This window comes from Amnibacterium soli (assembly GCF_039544415.1).
In the GTDB taxonomy this organism is placed as follows: Bacteria; Actinomycetota; Actinomycetes; order Actinomycetales; family Microbacteriaceae; genus Amnibacterium; species Amnibacterium soli.
On the sequence record NZ_BAABLP010000002.1, the window covers coordinates 318,534 to 336,686 of the forward strand.

The window sequence follows — 18,153 nt, forward strand, 5'->3', positions numbered from 1 at the left end:
CGCTACCGTCGCTCGCATGGCGCAGCAGCACGGGAACGACGACCTGATCGCGCGGATGCAGGTGCAGCGGGACGCGGCGCGGAGCAACGCGCTCGGACCCCTGCGCGACGCGGCGGGGCGGCGGGCGTCGGATCAGGAGCGCGCCATCCGCCTCGCGGCCGACACCCTGCTCGACAAGGCGCTGCGCCGGCTCGGCGACGGCGACGCGGCGACCGCGCGACGCTTCGTCGACCGTGCCCTGCGGCTCGCGGTGCCGGGGTCCGAGCCCGGCGAGGAGGGCGCGCTCGCCGTGCACCTCTTCGTCTGGGACGGCCTCCGCGAGGTGTGGCTGGGCGGGAAGCAGGAGGGCTGGCTCGACCGGGCCGCCGAGGCCGACGCCCGGCTCGACGGCACCGCGCAGCGGGCCTGGCGGGCGGCGCTGCGCTCACTCGCGGACGAGGGCGAGCTCGACGCGGCCGACCTGCGCCGGCTGCGGCAGCTCGCTGCGGGCGTCGCGGCGGACCGCGATCCGTTCGACGGCGTCCCGCACGACGAGCGGGTCGACGCCGCCCTCGCCCTGCTCGCCGCGCTGGGGACCGTCGCCGGCTAGGCCGCCGCAGGCTTCCGGCGGAAGCGGAGCGTGACCAGCTCGAACGGCCGCAGCCGCACGGCGACCGACTCCCCGGGCGCCTTCGCGCGGAGGACGTCGGACTCGATCCGGCGCTCGAGCAGGTCCGTCGCCTCGACCGCCTCCCAGTCGAAGGCCGTGGTGATGACGGCAGCGGCGCGCCCCCCGAGCGACTCGGACAGGCGCACGACCACGTCGCCGCCGCGGTCCTCCGCGAGCTTGACCGCCTCCACGATCACCGCCGGGTCGGAGACCGTCAGCAGCGGCGCGACCGGCGAGCCGATGAGCGCGCGGGTCGGCAGGTGCTGCGCGTAGCCGTCCAGGATCGCCTCCGGGATGCCGCCCGGCCGGAGGCTGACCGTGAACACGTGGCGGCCCTGGTCGGCGGTCGGGTCGGGGAAGCGCGGGGCGCGCAGCAGCGACAGCCGGGCGACCGCCATCGGCCGGCCGGAGGGGGCGACCTCGGCCCGCACGTCGTGCCCGTAGACCACGTCGTTGGCGATGGTGACGCCGAAGCCGGTCTCGCCGACGTGGATCCAGCGGTGGGCGACGGTCTCGAACCGGGCCGTGTCCCAGGAGGTGTTGCGGTGGATCGGGCGCTGGACGTGCCCGAACTGGATCTCCGACGTCGCGTGCGTCGCGCGCACGTCGAGCGGGAAGGCGAGCTTCAGCAGCTTCTGCGACTCGTGCCAGTCGATCTCGAACGCGTACTCCAGGCGGCCCTCGACGACGCGGAGGCGCACCTCGATGCTCGAGCCGCCGAAGCGGTGCTCGACCACGACCGCGTCGCCGTCGATGCGGACGTCGACGGGCTCGAGCAGCTCGCGGCCGCTCCGCTGGTCCTCGGCGTTGATGTCCCACGCGTCCCACTCCCGCGGGGTGTCGCGGAACAGCTGCAGCACGCCGCCGACCATGCCCTCGGGCAGCAGCTCGCGGTCCGCGACGCGGTCGAGCACGGACAGCAGCACGCCGCGCCGGTCGACCACGACGCGCAGCAGGTCGTCCACGAGCGCGAAGCCGCGCGGCGTCCGCCGCGGCGTCGCCGCCGCCACCGGCGCGGCGGGTCCGATGCCCAGGGCGGGGACGCCGGCCGCCGTGAAGGGCCGGGCGTTCGCGACGACCGGCTCGGTGCCGCCGGTCGTGAGCGCGCCGAGGGAGGCGCCGATCAGGCGCTCGAGGTCGGCGGCGACCCCGGCGTGGTTCCGCTCCGCCTCCTGGTGCACCCACGCGATCGCGGAGCCCGGGAGGATGTCGTGGAACTGCTGCAGCAGCACGATGCGCCAGGCGGCCTCGAGCTCGTCGTACGGGTAGGCCGCGTCCCGCAGGACCGCGGCGGTCGTCGCCCACAGCTCCGCCTGCCGCAGCAGCGCCTCCGCGTGCCGGTTGCCGTGCTTCGTCCGGTGCTGCGAGATCAGGGTGCCGCGGTGCAGCTCGAGGTACATCTCCCCCGTCCACACCGGCGGCTCGGCCAGCTCCGCCTCCGCCTCGGTGAAGAAGGTGTGCGGGTCCGTCAGCCGCACGCGCGGGGACCCGTCGAGATCCGCCTTGCGGTGCGCGGTCGCCAGCATCTCGCGCGTCGGGCCGCCGCCGCCGTCGCCCCAGCCGAAGAGGCCGAGCACCTTCCGCGCCCGGCCCTTCTCGGAGAACCGGCGCTCGGAGCGCGCGAGGTCCTCGGCGCCGAGGTCGGAGTTGTAGGTGTCGGCCGGCGGGAAGTGCGTGAACAGGCGGGAGCCGTCGATCCCCTCCCAGAGGAACGAGGAGTACGGCATGCGGTTCGTCTCGTTCCACGACGGCTTCTGCGTGAGGAAGTACCTGGCGCCGGCCGCGCGGGCGATCTGCGGCATCGCGGCCGTGTAGCCGAAGGAGTCGGGCAGCCACACCTCGTCCGTCTCGACCCCGAGCTGCTCGAGGAAGAAGCGCTTGCCGAACACGAACTGGCGCACGAGCGACTCCCCGCTCGGCATGTTCGTGTCCGACTCCACCCACATGCCGCCGACGGGGCGGATGCGGCCCGCGGCGACGGCGGCGCGGACGCGCTCGAACAGCTCCGGGTGGCTCTCCTGCAGCCACGCGTACTGCTGGGCGGACGAGGCGGCGAAGACGAACGAGGGATCGCGCTCGATCAGGTCGAGCACGTTCGCGAAGGTGCGGGCGACCTTGCGCACCGTCTCGCGGGTCGGCCAGAGCCAGGCGCAGTCGATGTGCGCGTGGCCGACGGCCGACACCTCGAGTGCGCTGCCCGCCGCCCGGGTCGCGAGCACCGGTGCCAGCGCCTGCCGGCCGAGCGCCGCGGTGCCGGCGACGTCCTCGGGGTCCATCAGATCGACCATGCGCTCGAGGGCGTGCACGACCTCCGCGCGCCGCATCCCGTCGGCGGGCAGTACCTCGACGAGCCCGTCGAGCACGGTCACGTCCTGCAGCAGCTCCCACACCGCGGCGTCGCGACGCGCGACCTCGAGGCGCTCGAGCCGGTAGAGGGGCTCGTCCCCCGCGGTCGCCGGGTCGCCGAGCGCGGTGGGCTCGTACACCCCGGGCTCGCCGACGAGCGGGTTCGCCGCGGCCTCGAGCAGCAGGGAGAAGGGGCCCGGGCCGGGCAGCGGCACCCAGGTGTTCCGCGGCTCGACCGCCTTGATGACGGTGCCGTCCGGGCGGTAGGCCGTCGCCTCGGCCTGGAACCCGGGCAGGTCGTCGCTGAAGCCGAGCCCGACGAGCAACTCCGCGTCGTCCCAGCCGGCGGGCACCTCGCCCGTCACGCGGAACCAGACCGTGTCCCACGGGCGGCCCCACGCCTCCCCCACCGCGAACGGGCGGAAGACCTGCTGCGCGGCGTGCGCGAACGGCACCGGCTCCCCGCCGACGGCCCACGCCTCCACGGCGACCGCGACGCGCTCGCCGTGGACCGCGGGCCGGATGCGGTGCTCGGTGAAGCGCCGCACCCGCAGCATCGCGAGGTCGGCGGCGTCGAGCCGCGGGCGGGCGTTCGGGTTCACGTCGTCGGCCACGCCCGTCAGCACACCGCACCCCGCCTGCTCGTAGCCGGTGAAGCGGCGGCGCACGTCGTGCCGTCGGCGTCCGCCGCCGACGAGTCGGAAACTCGCACCCCGGGAATAGTTGCCCGGCGTCAACCGTCGTCTACAGTTGACGTCGAGCAACTGTAGGACGGAGCGTGGATGAGCGGCACGAAGACGGTGGCGACACCGGAGGAGCGACGGCGGCACCGGGAGGTGCTCGAGGCCCTGTCCGGCCTGATCATGGGCATGTTCGTGGCGATCCTCGCCGGCACGGTGGTCTCCACCTCCCTGCCGCGGATCATCGCGGACCTCGGCGGCACGCAGACCGGCTACACGTGGGTCGTGACCTCGACGCTGCTCGCCACCACGGTGAGCACGCCGATCTGGGGCAAGCTCGCCGATCTCGTGAACCGCAAGCTGCTGGTGCAGATCGCGCTGGCGATCTTCGTGATCGGCTCCGCGCTGGCCGGCTTCTCGCAGGACACGAATACGCTGATCGCGTTCCGCGTCGTGCAGGGCCTCGGCGCCGGCGGCCTGACCGCGCTGGTCCAGGTCGTGATGGCGGACATCGTCAGCCCGCGCGAGCGCGGCCGCTACATGGGCCTCATCGGCGCGGTGATGGCGGTCGGCACCGTCGGCGGTCCGCTCATCGGCGGCCTCATCACCGACGGCTGGGGCTGGCGCTGGAACTTCTACGTCGCGCTGCCCTTCGCGATCGCGGCGCTCGTCCTGATCCAGCGCACGCTGCACCTGCCGAAGCGGGCGAAGCGCGCGGTGTCGATCGACTACCTCGGCGCGATCCTCATCGCGGCCGGCGTCAGCCTGCTGCTGATCTGGGTGTCGCTCGGCGGCTCGCAGTTCGCGTGGGGCTCCGCCACCAGCTGGCTCATGGTCGTCGGCGCGGTCGTGCTGCTCGCCGCGGCGGTCGTCACCGAGCTGAAGGTGCGGGAGCCGATCATCCCGATGACGCTGTTCCGCAACCGCACCTTCGTGTTCGCGGTGCTGGCGAGCCTCGCGATCGGCGTCGTGCTCTTCGGCGTCTCGGTGTTCCTCAGCCAGTACCTGCAGCTCGCCGAGGGGCACTCCCCCACGGAGGCGGGCCTGCTCACCCTCCCGATGGTCGTGGGCCTCTTCGGCGCCAGCACGGTGATCGGCGGCGTCATCAGCCGCACCGGCGTCTGGAAGCGGTACATCGTCGTCGGCGCGGTGCTGCTCGTCGCCGGCGTGACCCTGCTCGGCACCATCCGGTACGACACCCCGTACTGGACGCTCGCGATCTTCATGCTGCTGATCGGCCTCGGCCTGGGCATGACCATGCAGAACCTCGTGCTCGTCACGCAGAACTCCCTGCAGGCGTCCCAGCTCGGCGCGGGCAGCGCGAGCATCGCGTTCTTCCGCAGCCTCGGCGGCACGCTCGGCGTCTCCGCGCTCGGCGCCTTCCTCGGCACCCGCGTGACGGACCTGATCGAGGAGGGCCTGACGAGGCTCGACCCGGCCGTCGCAGCGGCGGCGGGCAAGGCGCTCGGCGGCGGCGAGGTCCCCGTGGTCTCGGCCCTGCCCGCGCCGATCCGCACGGTCGTGGAGAGCGCCTACGGCACCGGCATCGGCGACGTGTTCCTGCTCGCCGCGCCGCTGACGCTGGTCACCCTGCTCTTCGTCTGCCTGCTGCCGAATCGGCCGCTCGGCACGAAGACCGCGGTGCAGCAGCTCGCGGAGACGGACGGCGCCGGCCTCGCTCCCGAGACGGAGCGGGCGCTCGAGCTCGGCGCCGCCGAGCTCGGCGGCACGACCGAGGGCGTCCGCGAGGCCGAGTCGGCGACGGTGCCCGACCGCCGATGACCAGCGCCGTTACGGTGGGCGCCGTGCACACCGACGACGCGATCCGGTCGATCACCGAGTCGTTCGACCGGATCGCGAACGGCGCCCGCCGCTCGGTCCGCCGCGCGGCGGGCCGCCTGGCCGGCGACCTCCAGCCGGCGGCCTGGCCGGTGTTCCGGGAGGTGGTGCGCGGCGAGCGGGTGCAGGCCAGCGCCATCGTGGCCGCCCTCGGGATGGACAAGAGCGCCGTGAGCCGCCACGTGAAGGAGCTGCGGGAGCACGGGCTCGTCGACGCCGAGCGCGACGAGCACGACGCGCGCATCATCTGGATCACCCCGACGCCGCTGGCGCTCGCCCGGGTGGCCGAGGTCATGGCGGAGCAGCAGGCGGTGCTGCGCGCCACCCTCGCGGCGTGGTCCGCGGACGACCTGGAGCGCTTCGCGGTGCTGCTCGAGCGCTTCTCCCTGCCCCCGGAGCATCCGCAGGACTGACCCATGTGCGCGGCGCACCATCGGGCTGCAGCCGGCGACCGCGCCGGCGAGGAGGAACGATGAGCGACACCACCCCGCCAGTGCGGCCCGACGACGCCGGCGAGCAGGCGGACCGGCCGCCCGTGCTGCAGCCGGCAGCGTCCGACGGCGTTTCGGGAGCCGACGCGGCGAGCGCACCCACGGTGCGGCCGCGTCAGGGCGCTGCCGACACCACCGCCTGACCGCGAGGCGGCGGGTCAGCGCCCGCCCTTGCTCCTGCCGTGATCGCCGCCGTGGCCGCCGCCCCTCGCGCCGGTCGGCTTCGGCGCCGCCTGCTTCGCGTGCGACCGCTTCGGATGCGCCTTCGTCCCGTGCGCGGGCTTCCCGGCCACGGGCTTCGCATGCTGGCGAGCGTGCGGCTCCGGGACCGCCTTCGGCGCGGCGGCCCTCGGCGCGGCTCGTCGCGTCGGCGCGGAGGCCTTCCCGCTGCCCTCGCCCGAGGAGGACGAGCGGCGGGTCGACCGGTGGTCGTCCGACGAGGTCCGGACCGCGGTCGCGGTCCGGACCACCGCGGCGGACCGGCTCGGGGCGCTCGCGGTGGCCGTCGCGACCGGTGCCGGTGTCGCGGGCCGTGCGGACGCGGGAGGCGCGGCGGCGGCCGGCGCATCCAGGTCGACCGCGGCCGATCCGGCCCGCTCGAGGCCGCTCGGCGTCCCGGTCAGGATGAGCACGAGGCCGAGCGAGGCGGCGGCGGTCGACGCGGCGGCCGCGAGGGCGACGAACCGCGGGGGCCGACGACGCCGTCGTGCCGGCGTCACGGTCGCGACGCCGGACGCGTCCATCGCCACGGTGTACTCGTCGAGGAAGGCCGCGGCGGCCAGCGGCTCGAGGGGCACGGCCCCGCTGCCGAGCGCGTCGGCCGCGGCGGCGACCGCACGGGCGGTCGGGCGCGCCTCCTCCTCGAGCGCGGTCATCGCGGTCAGCAGGCGCACCCAGTCGTGCGGCAGCGCGTCCGGCAGCTGCGGCGGCCGGACGAGGCGGCCCCCGAGGGACTCCGCGTCGGACCCGGGGAACGCCGGCCGGCCGGCGACCGCGGCGATCAGCGCGAGGCCGAGCGAGTAGACGTCGGAGGCGGCCGTCGCGCGCTCGCCGCGCACCTGCTCCGGGCTGAGGTAGCGGACCGTGCCGAGGATCGTGGCGGCGCTCGTGGTGCGGGTCGCCTCGGCGAAGCGCGCGATGCCGAAGTCCGCCAGCGCCGCGCCCGCGACGCGGCCGTCGACCTGGCGCAGCAGCACGTTGCCGGGCTTCACGTCGCGGTGCACGATCCCGCGGGAGTGCGCGTGCGCGAGGCCTGAGGCGACGTCGCGCAGCACGACCGCGGCGTCCTCGAGGGGCAGCGCGCCCCGGTCGAGCCGGTCGGCGAGGGACGGACCGTCGACGAGCTCCATGATCAGGGCGACGCCGTCGTCGGTCGTGAGCACGTCGTGCAGCGCCACGAGCTGCGGGTGGTCGAGGGCGGCGAGCACGTCCGCCTCCTGCCGCCCGGTCCGGGCGTCGAGCGCGGCGCCGGTCGACGGCAGCAGCTTGACGGCGACGGCGCGCTGCCGCGCGCGGTCCCAGGCGCGGTGGACCACGCCCGCTCCCCCGCGGCCGAGGCGCTCGCGCAGCTCGTAGCGGTCGTCGAGCACGGCGCCCTCGGCGTCGTCCCACCAGCTGCGCATGTCGCTCCCTCCGCCGTCGGGGCTCAGTACCCCAGGAACCGGTCGGTGCGGATCCGGGGCAGCCCCGCCTGCTTCACGACGCGGCGGGCGACCGCGACCCAGGTCGGCGAGCCCGCAGCGTAGCCACGGCGCCCGGGGAGATCCCCGACGGCGGCCAGCAGGGCGTCGCCGTCCAAGCGGTCGCCGAGCCGCGTCCAGCCCTGCGGCAGCGGCACCTCCTCCGGGCCGACGACCAGCACCCGCACCCCGCGCAGCGCGTCCTCGGCCCAGGCCGGGTCGTCGCCGGCGTGCAGGCGCCAGACGAGCACCGCGTCGCGCTCCGGTTCCGCCTCCGCCATGGCGAGGAACGGGGTGACCCCGACACCGCTCGCGAGCCAGAGCACCGGTGCCACCGGGTCGCGGGGCGGCAGGAAGTCGCCGGCCACGACGCTGCCGGCGACCGCGCCTCCCTCGGGCAGCGTCGCGAGCGCGCGCTTGAACGAGCTGGCGCGCTCCGCGCGGCGGGTGACGATCCGCACCTCGGTGCCGGGTGCGCTCGCGGGGCTGAAGGCGCGGCGCACCCCACGGCCGTCCTGGCGGGCGTGCGGCAGGCTCAGCTCCACGTACTGCCCGGGTCGGATCCGCAGGGGCGCCTCGCTCTCGAACCGCAGGTCGTCGACGCCGCCCGCGTGCGCCTCCCGCTGCCGCAGGACGAAGCGCACGCGGCGACGCTGCCCGAAGGCGAAGGCGACGAGGTTCGCGAGCACCAGGGCGATCTCGGGGGTCATGCCGATCGGGCCGACCCGGAGGGGCAGCAGGACCAGCACGCCGACCAGCGCGCTGATCAGGATCCGCTGCCACCGGCGCGGCGGCGCGGTGAGGGGCTCCGACAGCATGAACGAGGCGAGGAAGACGAAGGGGTAGGACGCGACGGCGGTGCGGATCGCGTCGGCCGGCGCACCGTCCGTCGCGAGCAGCTGCAGGACGGTGCCGGGCACCGCGATGAGCAGCATCGGCACCGCGAGGTCCCAGGCGCCCGCGCGCCGCACGACGAGGGCGCCGCCGACCGCCACGAACGGCAGCAGCACGGGCGTCGCGACCCACCACGTCGCGCCCGACAGGCCGGTGAGCAGCACGACGACCGCGCCGGCGGCGACCGGGTTGAGCAGGTGCCGGCCCCGCACGACGAGCAGGTACTTCGTGAGGTTCGCCGCCGCGATCGCGAGCGCGAGCGCACCGAGTGCGGGCGCGGTCGGCAGCGGCAGGAACAGGAAGAAGCCGAGCAGCCCGGTGATCAGCCCCGACTCCGCGTGGGGCCGGAGCCGCCGGATCGCCGCGAACAGCAGGTTGGAGCCGACGCCGACCACGACCGCGACCGCGAGGGCCGCGAGCAGGCCGAGCGGAGGGAACGGGAGCGCGCCGAGCATCGACGCGACGAGCGCCGCCGCGGCGACCGCGAGCAGCACGAGCGTGACGAGCCGGTACATCGTGACCCGCCCGACGACGCCGTCGAGCAGCGGCCCGGGCGCGAGCGGGCGCTCCGCTCGCGGCCGCGGCGGCGCCGCGGTCGTCACGCCGCGGCCTTCGACCGGATGGCGGCGAGCGCCTTCTCGAAGCCCTGGCTCGTCAGCGACGACCCGGACACCGCGCCCACCTTCAGCCCCTCGATCGGCTTGCCGACCGCGACCGCGTCGATGCCGGAGGCGAACTGCGCCTCGTACTGGCGCGCGGTCGCGTCCGCGGCCTTCGGCGCGACCTGGACCTTCTCGATCGTGCCGCTCCTCAGCGTGACGGTCACGCCGATCTCGGCGGGGCCGCCCGGCGACCGGTAGTCGCCGGTCGCGGAGTAGGTGCCGTCCTTGAGCCCGGAGGCCGGGCTCGACGAGGCGGCCGCGGACGTGCTCGCGGCGCCGGACGCCGCCGGTGCTGCGGCATCGCTCGACGGCGCGGCCGAGTCCGCCGCACCGGTGGAGGCGGCGGGCGCGCACCCCGCGAGGGCGGCGATGCTCAGCAGACCGCCGCCGACCGCGGCGAGGCGGCGGAGGCGGACGGGTGCGGTGGTGGCTGCGGTCATCGGGAATCGTTCCTTCGATCGACGGACGGCGTCGATCCGGAACGACGCAGCAGCGCGCCGGATGGTTCACCCGCCTCCCCTCCCGGGCGTGTCGCCGGCCTCCCCGGGGTTCGCGGATCCGCAGATCCTTCGTCGATCCGCGGCTCCTCCTCGACGCGCCGGGCGGGGACGCCCGGCTCGCGGCGTGTCGCGCGATTCCTGCGGATCCACGGGTGAACCGATGCGCCCCCTGTTCCGTAGTAGGAATCGGAGGCCGCGGAACGAAGGAGGCGGAGTGGACGAGCAGGACGCGATGCTGCGCGCCCTCGCCGACGAGCACGGGCCGGACCTGTTCCGCTTCGTGCTGCGGCAGACGCGGGACCGGTCGCTGGCGGAGGACGTCGTGCAGGAGACCCTGGCGCGCGCGTGGCAGCACCCGGCGCGCATCACCGAGGGCCGGGAGCCGGCCCGCGCGTGGCTCTTCACGGTGGCGCGGAACCTCGTCATCGACGACGCCCGCAGCGCGCGGAAGCGCCGCGAGCTCGGGGTCGACGAGGTGCCCGAGCAGCACGTCGACGACGGGGTCGACGCGGCGCTCGACCGGATGCTCGTCGCCGACGCGCTCGGCTCGCTGTCGCGGGACCACCGCGCGGTGATCGTCGGCGCGCATTACCTCGGGCGCTCGGTGCGGGAGCTCGCGGAGCAGGAAGGGATCGCGGAGGGCACGGTGAAGTCACGGCTGCACTACGGCATGCGGGCGCTGCGGCTCGCCCTGCAGGAGCGCGGGGTGACGCGATGAGCCACTCGGTCCACGACTGGGACGGCGCCTACGTGCTCGGCGCGCTGTCGCCCGAGGAGCGCCGGGCGTACGAGCTGCACCTCGCCGAGTGCGACGCGTGCTCGCGGTCGGTCCGCGACCTCGCCGGGCTGCCCGGCATCCTCGGGCAGCTCGACCCCGAGGAGGCGGTCGCGCTGCGGGACGCGCCCGCCGGCGCCGCGCTGCAGGACGGCGCGCACGTGCCGGACCGGGCCGTCGGCATCGCTCGACGGGTCCGCCGCTCGCGCCGCAGAGCGCGGGTCGTCGCCGCGCTCGTCGTGGTCGGGGTGCTGCTCGTCGGCTCGGTGGGCGGCTGGTCGCTGCTGCGGGCCGCGCAGCCGCAGCAGGCGGTCGCCGCCCGCACGCTCGAGCCGGTCGGGTCGTCGGGGCTCACCGCCTCGCTGAGCGTCACGCCCGTCGGCTGGGGCACGCGCCTCGACTGGTCGTGCGACTACCGCGGAGCCGCCGGCGGGCGGGAGTCCTACGCCCCCGTCAGCTACAGCCTCGTCGTGCACACGGACGCGGGCACCACCTCCACCGTCGCGACCTGGACCTCCGACGCGGGCGAGGCGAAGGGCCTCGCCGCCGCGACCGCGATCCCGGTCGACGCGATCCGCTCGATCGACATCCGCGTCACCGGCTCGAAGGCCCCGCTCGCCGAGACGCGCTTCTGACCCACCTCCTGCCGCAGTTGCGCGCGAGCGCTCGGCCGCAACTGCGACTGGAGCGCGCAATTGCGCGGCGTCGGGCCAGGTGTCCGCGCTCCAGCGGCCGCACCGGTCCTCCGGACCGCACCGCCCACGCGCTCCGACGCGTTCGCAGCTGCGCGCCGTAGTCCCGGATGCGCGCGAGCGCTCGCGCGCAACTGGGACTGGAAGGCGCAGCTGCGGGCGGGGCGCTCAGCCGGCGAGCTCGGCGAGGCGGCGCTGGAGGTGGGCGCGCTCGGCGGCGTTGCGGACCTGCGCGAGCGCCGCGCCGTACGCGCGCCGCGCGTCCTCGCGGCGGCCGGCCCGGCGCAGCAGCTCCGCCTCCGTCGCGGGCAGCTGGTGGCCGAGCCGCACGTCGCCGGCCAGCGGCGCGAGGAGGGCGAGGCCCGCGTCGGGGCCGTCCGCCTCCGCGACCGCCACCGCCCGCGCCAGCTCGACCCACGGCGACGGCGTCACCTCGGCCAGCGCCGCCCAGTGCTGCGCGATGGCGTTCCGGTCCGCCTCCGGTCCCCGCGCGTGCTCCGCGGCGATGCGCGCCTGCAGGCGGTGGGCGCCGACCGGTCCGGGCGCGCGGTCGACGGCGGCGAGCACCGCGCGGCCCTCGGCGATGCGCGCCGCGTCCCACAGCGTGCGGTCCTGCTCGGCGAGCGGCACGAGCGCGCCCTCCCCCGTCGTCCGCGCCGCCCGGCGGGAGTCCTGCAGCAGCTCGAGCGCGAGCAGGCCGCCCACCTCCGGCTCCCCCGGCAGCAGCGCCGCGAGCACGCGGGTGAGCCGGATCGCCTCCGACGACAGCTCGGGCCGCACCACGCGGTCCCCGCCGCTCGGGGCGTACCCCTCGGTGAACAGCAGCAGCAGCACCGCGAGCACCCCGTCGAGGCGCTCGGGCAGCGCGGCGCCGCTCGGCACCCGGTACGGGATGCCGGCGACCTGGATCTTGCGGCGGGCCCGCACGAGCCGCTTCGCCATCGCCGCCTCGCGGGCGCCGAACGCCGCCGCGATCTCCGCGACCGTCAGCCCGCACAGGGTCCGGAGGGTGAGCGCGACCCGGGCGTCGAGGTCCAGCGCCGGGTGGCAGCAGGTGAAGATCAGCCGCAGCCGGTCGTCGGGCACGTCGTCCGGCTCGCGCCGCTCCTCCTCGTGGACCACCGCGACCACCTCCTCGAGCTTCCGCGCCTCCACGGCGCTGCGGCGGAGGCGGTCCAGGGCGCGGTTCCGCGCGGTCGTCGTCAACCAGGCACCGGGTCGGTCGGGCACCCCGTCGCGCGGCCAGGCGACCGCGGCGACGGCGAACGCGTCCTGCGCGCAGTCCTCCGCGAGCGCCCAGTCGCCGGTGACGCGGACGAGGGCGGCGACGACGCGCCCCCACTCGTCCGCGAAGGCCCGCGCGAGCGGGTCGGTCACGCCGAGACCAGCGGCCGGATCTCGATCCGCCCGATCGCGCTCGTGGGGTGGGCGGCGGCGAGGCCGATCGCCTCGTCGAGGTCCGCGACGCGCACGCGGTCGATGCCCGCGATCTGCTCCGCCGTCTCGGTGTACGGGCCCCGCGCGATCAGCGTCCGTCCGTCCCGCACCCGAACCGTCGCGGCGCTGCCGGCGTCCGCGTCGCGGAGGCGCCAGCCGCCGAGCGTCACGCCGCGGCTCTCGACGTCGCGCACCCACGCCGTCGGATCGGCGTCCTCGCGCGTCGCGGTCGCCAGCGCGGCGGGGTCCGGCACGTGGAGGAACAGGTACTCGCGGCCGTCCTCGCGCGTCGGCACGGGGTCGCCGCCGGCCTCCTCGACGAAGTCCTCCCACACCTCCCGGACCTCGAGCGCGCCGACGGCCGCGACGGGGTGCCGGGCCGCGTAGTCGACCGCCGCCTCCAGGTCCGGCGCCTCGAGAAGGTCGAAACCGGCCACGACCTCCTTCGTCTCGGTGAACGGCCCGTCGGCGAGCACGGTGCGACCGGCCTGCCGGGCGACCGTCGTGGCGGTGTCCGGGTCCTCGAGCGGGTTCCCGAAGTGGCGCATGCCCGTGCGGGTCCCCTCCTCCACCCAGGGCTCGACGGGAGCGACGCCGCGGGCGGCGAGGTCGGGGTCGACGCGGACGAGCATCAGGTACTGCACGGGTTCCTCCTCGGTGTCGGGCACCGATCGGCGCCGTCACCAGTACGACGCTCAGCACACCGCGACGAGGACACCGGCCGCAAGATCCGTGCGGCCTCCGCCGCGGTCCCACTCCCCGGCCAGGCGGGGCGTGCAGGCTCGGACGGTGTCGAGCACCGATCCCGCCCAGTCCCCCGCCGCCGCCGACCCGCTGGACCCGGAGTCCGCCCTGCAGCAGAAGCCCGCGCCGAAGCGGCCCGGCAACGCCGACGACGCGCCGTTCCTGCCGAGCGGGCTCGACGACGAGGACCACAGCGAGTAGCGCCGTGCCGGTCGGTCGCGCGGCCGGCCGGGTGGCGCCGGATCCGCAGCGGACGCCCATCGATCCGCCAGCGCGGACCGGCACGATCGCAGGATGTCGAACACCGATCCGCGCGAGTCCCCCCGATCCGGCGACCCGCTGGACCTGCAGAGCGTGCTGCCCACCGACGGGGGCGACGACGGCCGGGACGACGTGGACGACGTCCCTCCCGTGCTGAACGCGCCCTCCGGCACGGAGGGCCAGGAGACCGGCGAGACGCCGGACTGACCGCGCTCAGTCCCGCAGCGGCGGGATGCCCGAGCCGTCCCGCGCGGCGAGGGCGGCGACCGCCTCCCGCGCCGTCTCGAGCGAGGTGAGGCGGGGCGCGTAGCCGAGGTGCTCGCGCGCCGCCTCGATGCTGGCGGAGGGGCTGCGCGAGACGTGGTCGAGCGTCGTGGCCGCGTGCTCCTCCGTCGTCGTCGCCGCGAAGGCGTCGAACGGCCGGAACTCGAGGTCCGCCGTGCGGCCCCACCAGGCGGCGGCCTGCTCGGCGAAGCCGCGCAGCGTGATCGCCCGCTCGGAGACGACGTGGAAGGCGCGACCGTCCGCCCCCTCCGGAGCCTCGACCGCGAGCTGGAACGCCTGCGCCACGTCGTCGGCGTGCACGTGGTGCAGCGTCTCGAGGCCGAAGCCCGGCAGCACGAGCCGCTCGCCCGTCGCCAGCTTCCGCCACACGTCCGGGTCGAGGTTCCCGGCCGGGTTGATCACCGGCCAGCCCGGACCGCTGATGTGCCCGGGGTGCAGCATCGAGGCGGGCACGCCGTCCGGCGGCGCGGCCTCGGCGAGCACCAGGTCCTCGATGGCGGCCTTCTGCACGCCGTACTCGCCCCAGGGCTCGCGGTCCTCGTGCTCCCGCACCGGGACCGCGGTGGGCGTGCCGTGGGCCCAGATCGAGCCGCAGACCACCAGGCGCGCGCCGGTGCCTCGGAGCCCGTCGAGCAGCTGCGCGGCGGAGTCGGAGGTGAAGCAGACCATGTCGACCACGACGTCGGCGTGCAGCGCCGCGATCCGCGCGGCGAAGACGCCGGCCGCGTCCTCCGCGTCGCGGTCGGCGGTCACCCGCTCGACCCGGTCCCAGGCGGGGTCGTCGCGGTACAGCGCCTGCCGGCCGCGCGTGATCGCGACGACGTCGTGCCCCGCCTCCACCAGCCGGGGCACCAGGTACCCGCCGACGTGTCCCGTCGCTCCGATGACGACCACCCGCACGGCGCACCTCCAGTGCTCTCGACCCGATCGGCGTCGATCCTGCCCGCACCGCCTGCGGACACCCCGACTCCCGCTGCCAGGCTTCGAGGAGGACGCTGTGCGGGTGGCAGCGGCGCGGTCGGCGGAGGCGGAGCGGCTCGACGCCCTGCGCCGGCGGCTGTACGCGCCCGACGTGACGGAGGCGGAGGTCGCCGCGTACCGCGCTGCGGCCGCGCAGCAGCAGGAGGTCGGCGCGGTCGCGTCCGCGCCAGCGCGCCGCGCTCGCACGACGACCTCCCCGCGGACCCCGCGTCGCCGGACCGCCCTGATCGCGGGCGGCGCCGCACTGCTCGTGGCCGCGGCGAGCACCGTGCTCGTCACGACGCACCCGCTCGCCGGGCTCACCGCGTCGTCGTCGCCGTCCCCCTCCCCGCTCGCGCGGCTGATCGAGGGCGAGGTCCCCACCTCCCTCGCGTCGCGCAGCGAGTTCGTGGCGTCGCTGCAGGGCGGCCGCGAGCCGGGCCTGCTCGAGTACCTCTACGAGCACCGCACGTACCTGCCGCAGGCGATCAGCACCCCGCAGCGCGCGGCCAGCACCGAGTACGCGGGACAGGGGTCGAGCACGATCGCGCTCGATCCGTCCTCGCTCGCGCAGGACGGCGGGCGGGTGACCGTGTTCCTCGTGCTCGACCGCGCGGCGACGTACTCGTGGCGGGCGCAGCGCATCGCGCAGCGGAACGACCGGTCCGGGCCGGTGCTCGAGCTCGCCGAGCAGGCCGGGCGGAACCGCGCGGGCGAGCCGACGACCACCACGTTCCGCTACGACGGCCGCGCCCCGACCCGTCTCGCCGTCTACACGGACGAGACGGTGAAGTGGGGCGCGGTCGTCGTCTTCACCGACTGACGGCGCTCAGGCGGTGACGAGCTCGCTGAGCCGCCCGCGCACCTGGCGCGTGTAGGCGTCCGCGAGCACCTCCGCGGCGCCCTGCTCGAGGCCGTCGTACGCCTGGCGGACCACGTCGACCGGGCTGCCCTTCGGCACGTCCATGCCGGCCGTCATCGGGGTGTCCGTGAACGCGAGGTAGAGGCCGAGCACCTGCACGCCGTCCGGCCGCAGCTCGTGGCGCAGCGAGTCGGTGAGGGACCAGACGGCCGCCTTGGTCGCACCGTAGGCGGCGAGCACCCCGCGGGCGCGCCAGCTCGCGACCGACGCGACGTTCACGATCGCGCCCTGCGCGCGGCGCACGGCGGGTGCGAGCGCTCGGGTGACCTCGAGCAGGCCGACGATGTTCGTCTCGAGCAGCCGCCGGAGGTCGTCGGCGCTCGTCTCGAGCAGCGCGGGGACGACGAGGGCGATGCCCGCGTTGTTGATCAGCACCGTCGTGTCGGCCGTCCGCGCCGCCGCTGCGGCGACGGAGGCGGGGTCGGTGACGTCGAGCGCGATCGGCACGACGCGGTCGTCGCCCCAGTCCTTCGGCGTGCGGGCGGTCGCGTAGACCTTCGCGGCGCCGCGGTCGAGCGCCTGCCCGACGAACTCGCTGCCGAGCCCTCCGTTCGCGCCGGTGACGAGGACGACGGCGTCGCGCAGTGCAGTCATGCGGGGGTCCCTTCGGAGACGGTCGAGCGGGCCGCGCGGTGCGCGCGGACGAACGGGGCGCCGCCGGCGACGAGCGCCAGCAGCGAGAGCACGACGGCGCCGAGCGCGATCGCGGGGAACAGGCCCTGCGCGGTCGCGAGCTGCCCGAGGCCGATGGCCGCGACGGCCTGCACGGCGTAGCCGGCGAAGTAGACGGCGGAGACGGTCGCCGCGCGGTGCTCGGCGGGCGCGAGCTCCGCGGCCACGCCGACACCGGCGGAGAACAGCAGGCTGTAGCCGACGCCGGTGACCACGATCGATGCGAGGAAGACCGCGAGCGAGCCCGTGCCGGCGGCGAGCACGAGCACGCCGAGCCCGGCGACCATCGCGACCGCGCCGGCCGGGGCGCTGCGGGAGGCGCGGACGCGGCGGGCGAGCAGCGCGGTGACGCCGATCGTCACGGCGGACAGCGCGAGCACCAGCCCGATGACGAGCGGCGCGCTCGTGCCGAGCAGGTCGACCGCGACGTCCGCGCCGAGCGCGAGGATCACGCCTCCGGTGCCGTAGGCGGCCGCGACGCCGAGGGCGCCCTGCGCCACCACCCCGCGCATCGACCGGGGCACGCGCAGCACCCGCACGACGCTCCCGGTGCCGCGCACGGTCGCCGGCAGGCGGAGCGCGAGCAGGAGGGTCAGGAGTATCGCGGCGAGCAGCGGCCAGTAGGAGGCGTGCAGCGGATCGCCGACGAAGGTCAGCAGGACGCCGCCGACGACGAGCGCGACGGTGAGCCCGCCCGCGGTGGAAGCGGTCGCGACCGCTCCGGCGAGGTGGCCGCGACCCGGCGCCGCGTACTCGGCGAGCGCGGCCGTCGCGGGGCTGAGCGCGAAGCCGACGCCCGCACCCGTGAGCACCCTGCCGACCAGCAGCACGGCGACCGAGGGCGCGAGCGCGAACGCGACCGTGCCGACCGCCATCAGCCCGAGGCCGAGCACGATCGCCGCCCGCCGCCCGATGCGATCGCTGATCGCGCCGAACAGCCCGAGCACGACGAGCAGCGTCAGCGGGTAGACGCCGAACACGACGGTCGTCAGCGCGGGCGGCACCGACCACGCCCTCCCGTAGCTCGGGTAGACGACGGACGGGGCGCCGCTCGTCCACAGCGCGAGCGCCGCGGTGAGCGCGGCGGTCGCGAAGGCGGTCCGTCGGGAAGCGGTGCGCACGCGGTCTCCATCCGAAGCTGGGTTGGTGCGGCCAACGTAGCACCTGGGTAGGACATCCGGACTCAGGAGTACGATCGGGGTATGCCCTTGACGGATCCGACCGGCGGGACGTGCGCCATCGCCCGCACCATCACCGCGCTCGGCGACCGCTGGTCGCTGCTGGTGCTGCGGGAGGCCGCCTTCGGCACCTCGCGGTTCTCGGAGTTCCGGCAGCGGCTCGGCATCGCCAGCGACGTGCTCACCGACCGGCTGCAGTCCCTCGTCGCGCACGGCGTGCTCGAGCGCGTCGCCTACCAGGAGGAGGGCAGCCGCACCCGCACGGAGTACCGGCTCACGGAGGCGGGCCGCGAGTTCCAGGTCGTGCTCGGCGCGCTCGGCGACTGGGGCCGCGACCACCTGCGCTCGGAGCGCGAAGCGGGCGTGCAGTACCACGACGCGGACGGCCGGCCCGTGCGGGTCGCCTTCGTCGACGCGGACGGCCGCGTGCTCGACCGCGAGGAGGTCGTGATCCGCCGGCGCTGACCCGGTCTCGGCCGCCTGCGCC

General features: G+C 76.0%; 19 protein-coding genes. 10 read left to right on the plus strand and 9 right to left on the minus strand.

The window, feature by feature from the left end; all coding sequences use genetic code 11:
- Window positions 1–16 precede the first annotated feature (16 nt).
- Window positions 17–589, plus strand: coding sequence for a hypothetical protein (locus tag ABEA53_RS05540; protein ID WP_345480025.1), 573 nt, complete (start codon window positions 17–19; stop codon window positions 587–589).
- Here the strand turns inward: ABEA53_RS05540 and ABEA53_RS05545 are convergent.
- The gene (locus ABEA53_RS05545) at window positions 586–3,552 is read right to left on the minus strand and encodes an alpha-mannosidase (RefSeq protein WP_486303791.1); all 2,967 of its coding nucleotides are present in this window, start codon (window positions 3,550–3,552) and stop codon (window positions 586–588) included. The genes ABEA53_RS05540 and ABEA53_RS05545 overlap by 4 nt on opposite strands.
- A gap of 225 nt (window positions 3,553–3,777) precedes the next feature.
- Between ABEA53_RS05545 and ABEA53_RS05550 the strand changes: the two genes are divergently transcribed.
- The 3 genes from ABEA53_RS05550 to ABEA53_RS05560 are packed head-to-tail and all read left to right on the plus strand — an operon-like array spanning window position 3,778 to window position 6,148.
- Window positions 3,778–5,457: an MDR family MFS transporter gene (locus ABEA53_RS05550; protein ID WP_345480027.1), complete on the plus strand. Its 1,680-nt coding sequence runs from the start codon at window positions 3,778–3,780 to the stop codon at window positions 5,455–5,457.
- A 23-nt stretch (window positions 5,458–5,480) separates the two neighbouring features.
- A complete protein-coding gene (locus tag ABEA53_RS05555) occupies window positions 5,481–5,927 on the plus strand; it encodes a MarR family winged helix-turn-helix transcriptional regulator (protein ID WP_345480028.1) in 447 nt (148 codons plus the stop codon).
- Window positions 5,928–5,986: 59 nt separating this feature from the next.
- Window positions 5,987–6,148, plus strand: coding sequence for a hypothetical protein (locus ABEA53_RS05560; RefSeq protein WP_345480029.1), 162 nt, complete (start codon window positions 5,987–5,989; stop codon window positions 6,146–6,148).
- A gap of 15 nt (window positions 6,149–6,163) precedes the next feature.
- Here ABEA53_RS05560 and ABEA53_RS05565 read toward each other — a convergent pair whose 3' ends face one another.
- Genes ABEA53_RS05565 through ABEA53_RS05575 form a run of 3 tightly spaced genes read right to left on the minus strand, consistent with a single transcriptional unit; the run spans window position 6,164 to window position 9,680 of the window.
- Window positions 6,164–7,627, minus strand: coding sequence for a serine/threonine-protein kinase (locus tag ABEA53_RS05565; RefSeq protein ID WP_345480030.1), 1,464 nt, complete (start codon window positions 7,625–7,627; stop codon window positions 6,164–6,166).
- Between the two features lie 23 nt (window positions 7,628–7,650).
- Window positions 7,651–9,180: an FAD-dependent oxidoreductase gene (locus ABEA53_RS05570; RefSeq protein WP_345480031.1), complete on the minus strand. Its 1,530-nt coding sequence runs from the start codon at window positions 9,178–9,180 to the stop codon at window positions 7,651–7,653.
- Window positions 9,177–9,680 (minus strand): hypothetical protein, encoded by a 504-nt coding sequence (locus ABEA53_RS05575; protein ID WP_345480032.1) that lies wholly within the window; start codon window positions 9,678–9,680, stop codon window positions 9,177–9,179. The genes ABEA53_RS05570 and ABEA53_RS05575 overlap by 4 nt, the downstream gene beginning before the upstream one ends.
- Before the next feature lie 220 nt (window positions 9,681–9,900).
- On the opposite strand from ABEA53_RS05575, the gene ABEA53_RS05580 reads away from it, so the two are divergent.
- Window positions 9,901–10,458 (plus strand): sigma-70 family RNA polymerase sigma factor, encoded by a 558-nt coding sequence (locus ABEA53_RS05580; protein WP_425550601.1) that lies wholly within the window; start codon window positions 9,901–9,903, stop codon window positions 10,456–10,458.
- Window positions 10,455–11,150 carry an anti-sigma factor family protein gene (locus ABEA53_RS05585; protein WP_345480034.1) on the plus strand — a complete coding sequence of 232 codons (696 nt, stop codon included), beginning with the start codon at window positions 10,455–10,457 and terminating at the stop codon, window positions 11,148–11,150. The genes ABEA53_RS05580 and ABEA53_RS05585 overlap by 4 nt, the downstream gene beginning before the upstream one ends.
- A 225-nt stretch (window positions 11,151–11,375) precedes the next feature.
- Here ABEA53_RS05585 and ABEA53_RS05590 read toward each other — a convergent pair whose 3' ends face one another.
- Entirely contained in the window at window positions 11,376–12,584 is a 1,209-nt protein-coding gene (locus ABEA53_RS05590) for an RNA polymerase sigma factor (protein WP_345480035.1), read from the minus strand.
- A complete protein-coding gene (locus ABEA53_RS05595) occupies window positions 12,581–13,312 on the minus strand; it encodes a YciI family protein (RefSeq protein ID WP_345480036.1) in 732 nt (243 codons plus the stop codon). The genes ABEA53_RS05590 and ABEA53_RS05595 overlap by 4 nt, the downstream gene beginning before the upstream one ends.
- Window positions 13,313–13,433: 121 nt before the next feature.
- Here ABEA53_RS05595 and ABEA53_RS05600 point away from each other — a divergent pair, with 121 nt between their 5' ends.
- Window positions 13,434–13,589 (plus strand): hypothetical protein, encoded by a 156-nt coding sequence (locus ABEA53_RS05600; RefSeq protein WP_345480037.1) that lies wholly within the window; start codon window positions 13,434–13,436, stop codon window positions 13,587–13,589.
- 93 nt (window positions 13,590–13,682) lie between these two features.
- On the plus strand, window positions 13,683–13,856 hold the full coding sequence (locus tag ABEA53_RS05605) for a hypothetical protein (RefSeq protein WP_345480038.1): 174 nt from the start codon (window positions 13,683–13,685) through the stop codon (window positions 13,854–13,856).
- 6 nt (window positions 13,857–13,862) lie between these two features.
- Here the strand turns inward: ABEA53_RS05605 and ABEA53_RS05610 are convergent, their stop codons facing one another.
- Window positions 13,863–14,828 carry an NAD-dependent epimerase/dehydratase family protein gene (locus ABEA53_RS05610; RefSeq protein ID WP_345480039.1) on the minus strand — a complete coding sequence of 322 codons (966 nt, stop codon included), beginning with the start codon at window positions 14,826–14,828 and terminating at the stop codon, window positions 13,863–13,865.
- 109 nt (window positions 14,829–14,937) lie between these two features.
- Between ABEA53_RS05610 and ABEA53_RS05615 the strand changes: the two genes are divergently transcribed.
- Window positions 14,938–15,717, plus strand: coding sequence for a hypothetical protein (locus tag ABEA53_RS05615; RefSeq protein ID WP_345480040.1), 780 nt, complete (start codon window positions 14,938–14,940; stop codon window positions 15,715–15,717).
- 6 nt (window positions 15,718–15,723) lie between these two features.
- Here the strand turns inward: ABEA53_RS05615 and ABEA53_RS05620 are convergent, their stop codons facing one another.
- Together ABEA53_RS05620 and ABEA53_RS05625 are read right to left on the minus strand one after the other, a co-directional pair.
- A complete protein-coding gene (locus tag ABEA53_RS05620) occupies window positions 15,724–16,410 on the minus strand; it encodes an SDR family oxidoreductase (RefSeq protein ID WP_345480041.1) in 687 nt (228 codons plus the stop codon).
- Complete coding sequence (locus ABEA53_RS05625) at window positions 16,407–17,609, minus strand: MFS transporter (protein ID WP_345480042.1); 1,203 nt, start codon at window positions 17,607–17,609, stop codon at window positions 16,407–16,409. Before ABEA53_RS05625 ends, ABEA53_RS05620 begins: the two co-directional genes overlap by 4 nt.
- An 81-nt stretch (window positions 17,610–17,690) precedes the next feature.
- On the opposite strand from ABEA53_RS05625, the gene ABEA53_RS05630 reads away from it, so the two are divergent.
- Window positions 17,691–18,131, plus strand: coding sequence for a winged helix-turn-helix transcriptional regulator (locus ABEA53_RS05630; RefSeq protein WP_345480043.1), 441 nt, complete (start codon window positions 17,691–17,693; stop codon window positions 18,129–18,131).
- The last annotated feature ends 22 nt before the right edge of the window (window positions 18,132–18,153 follow it).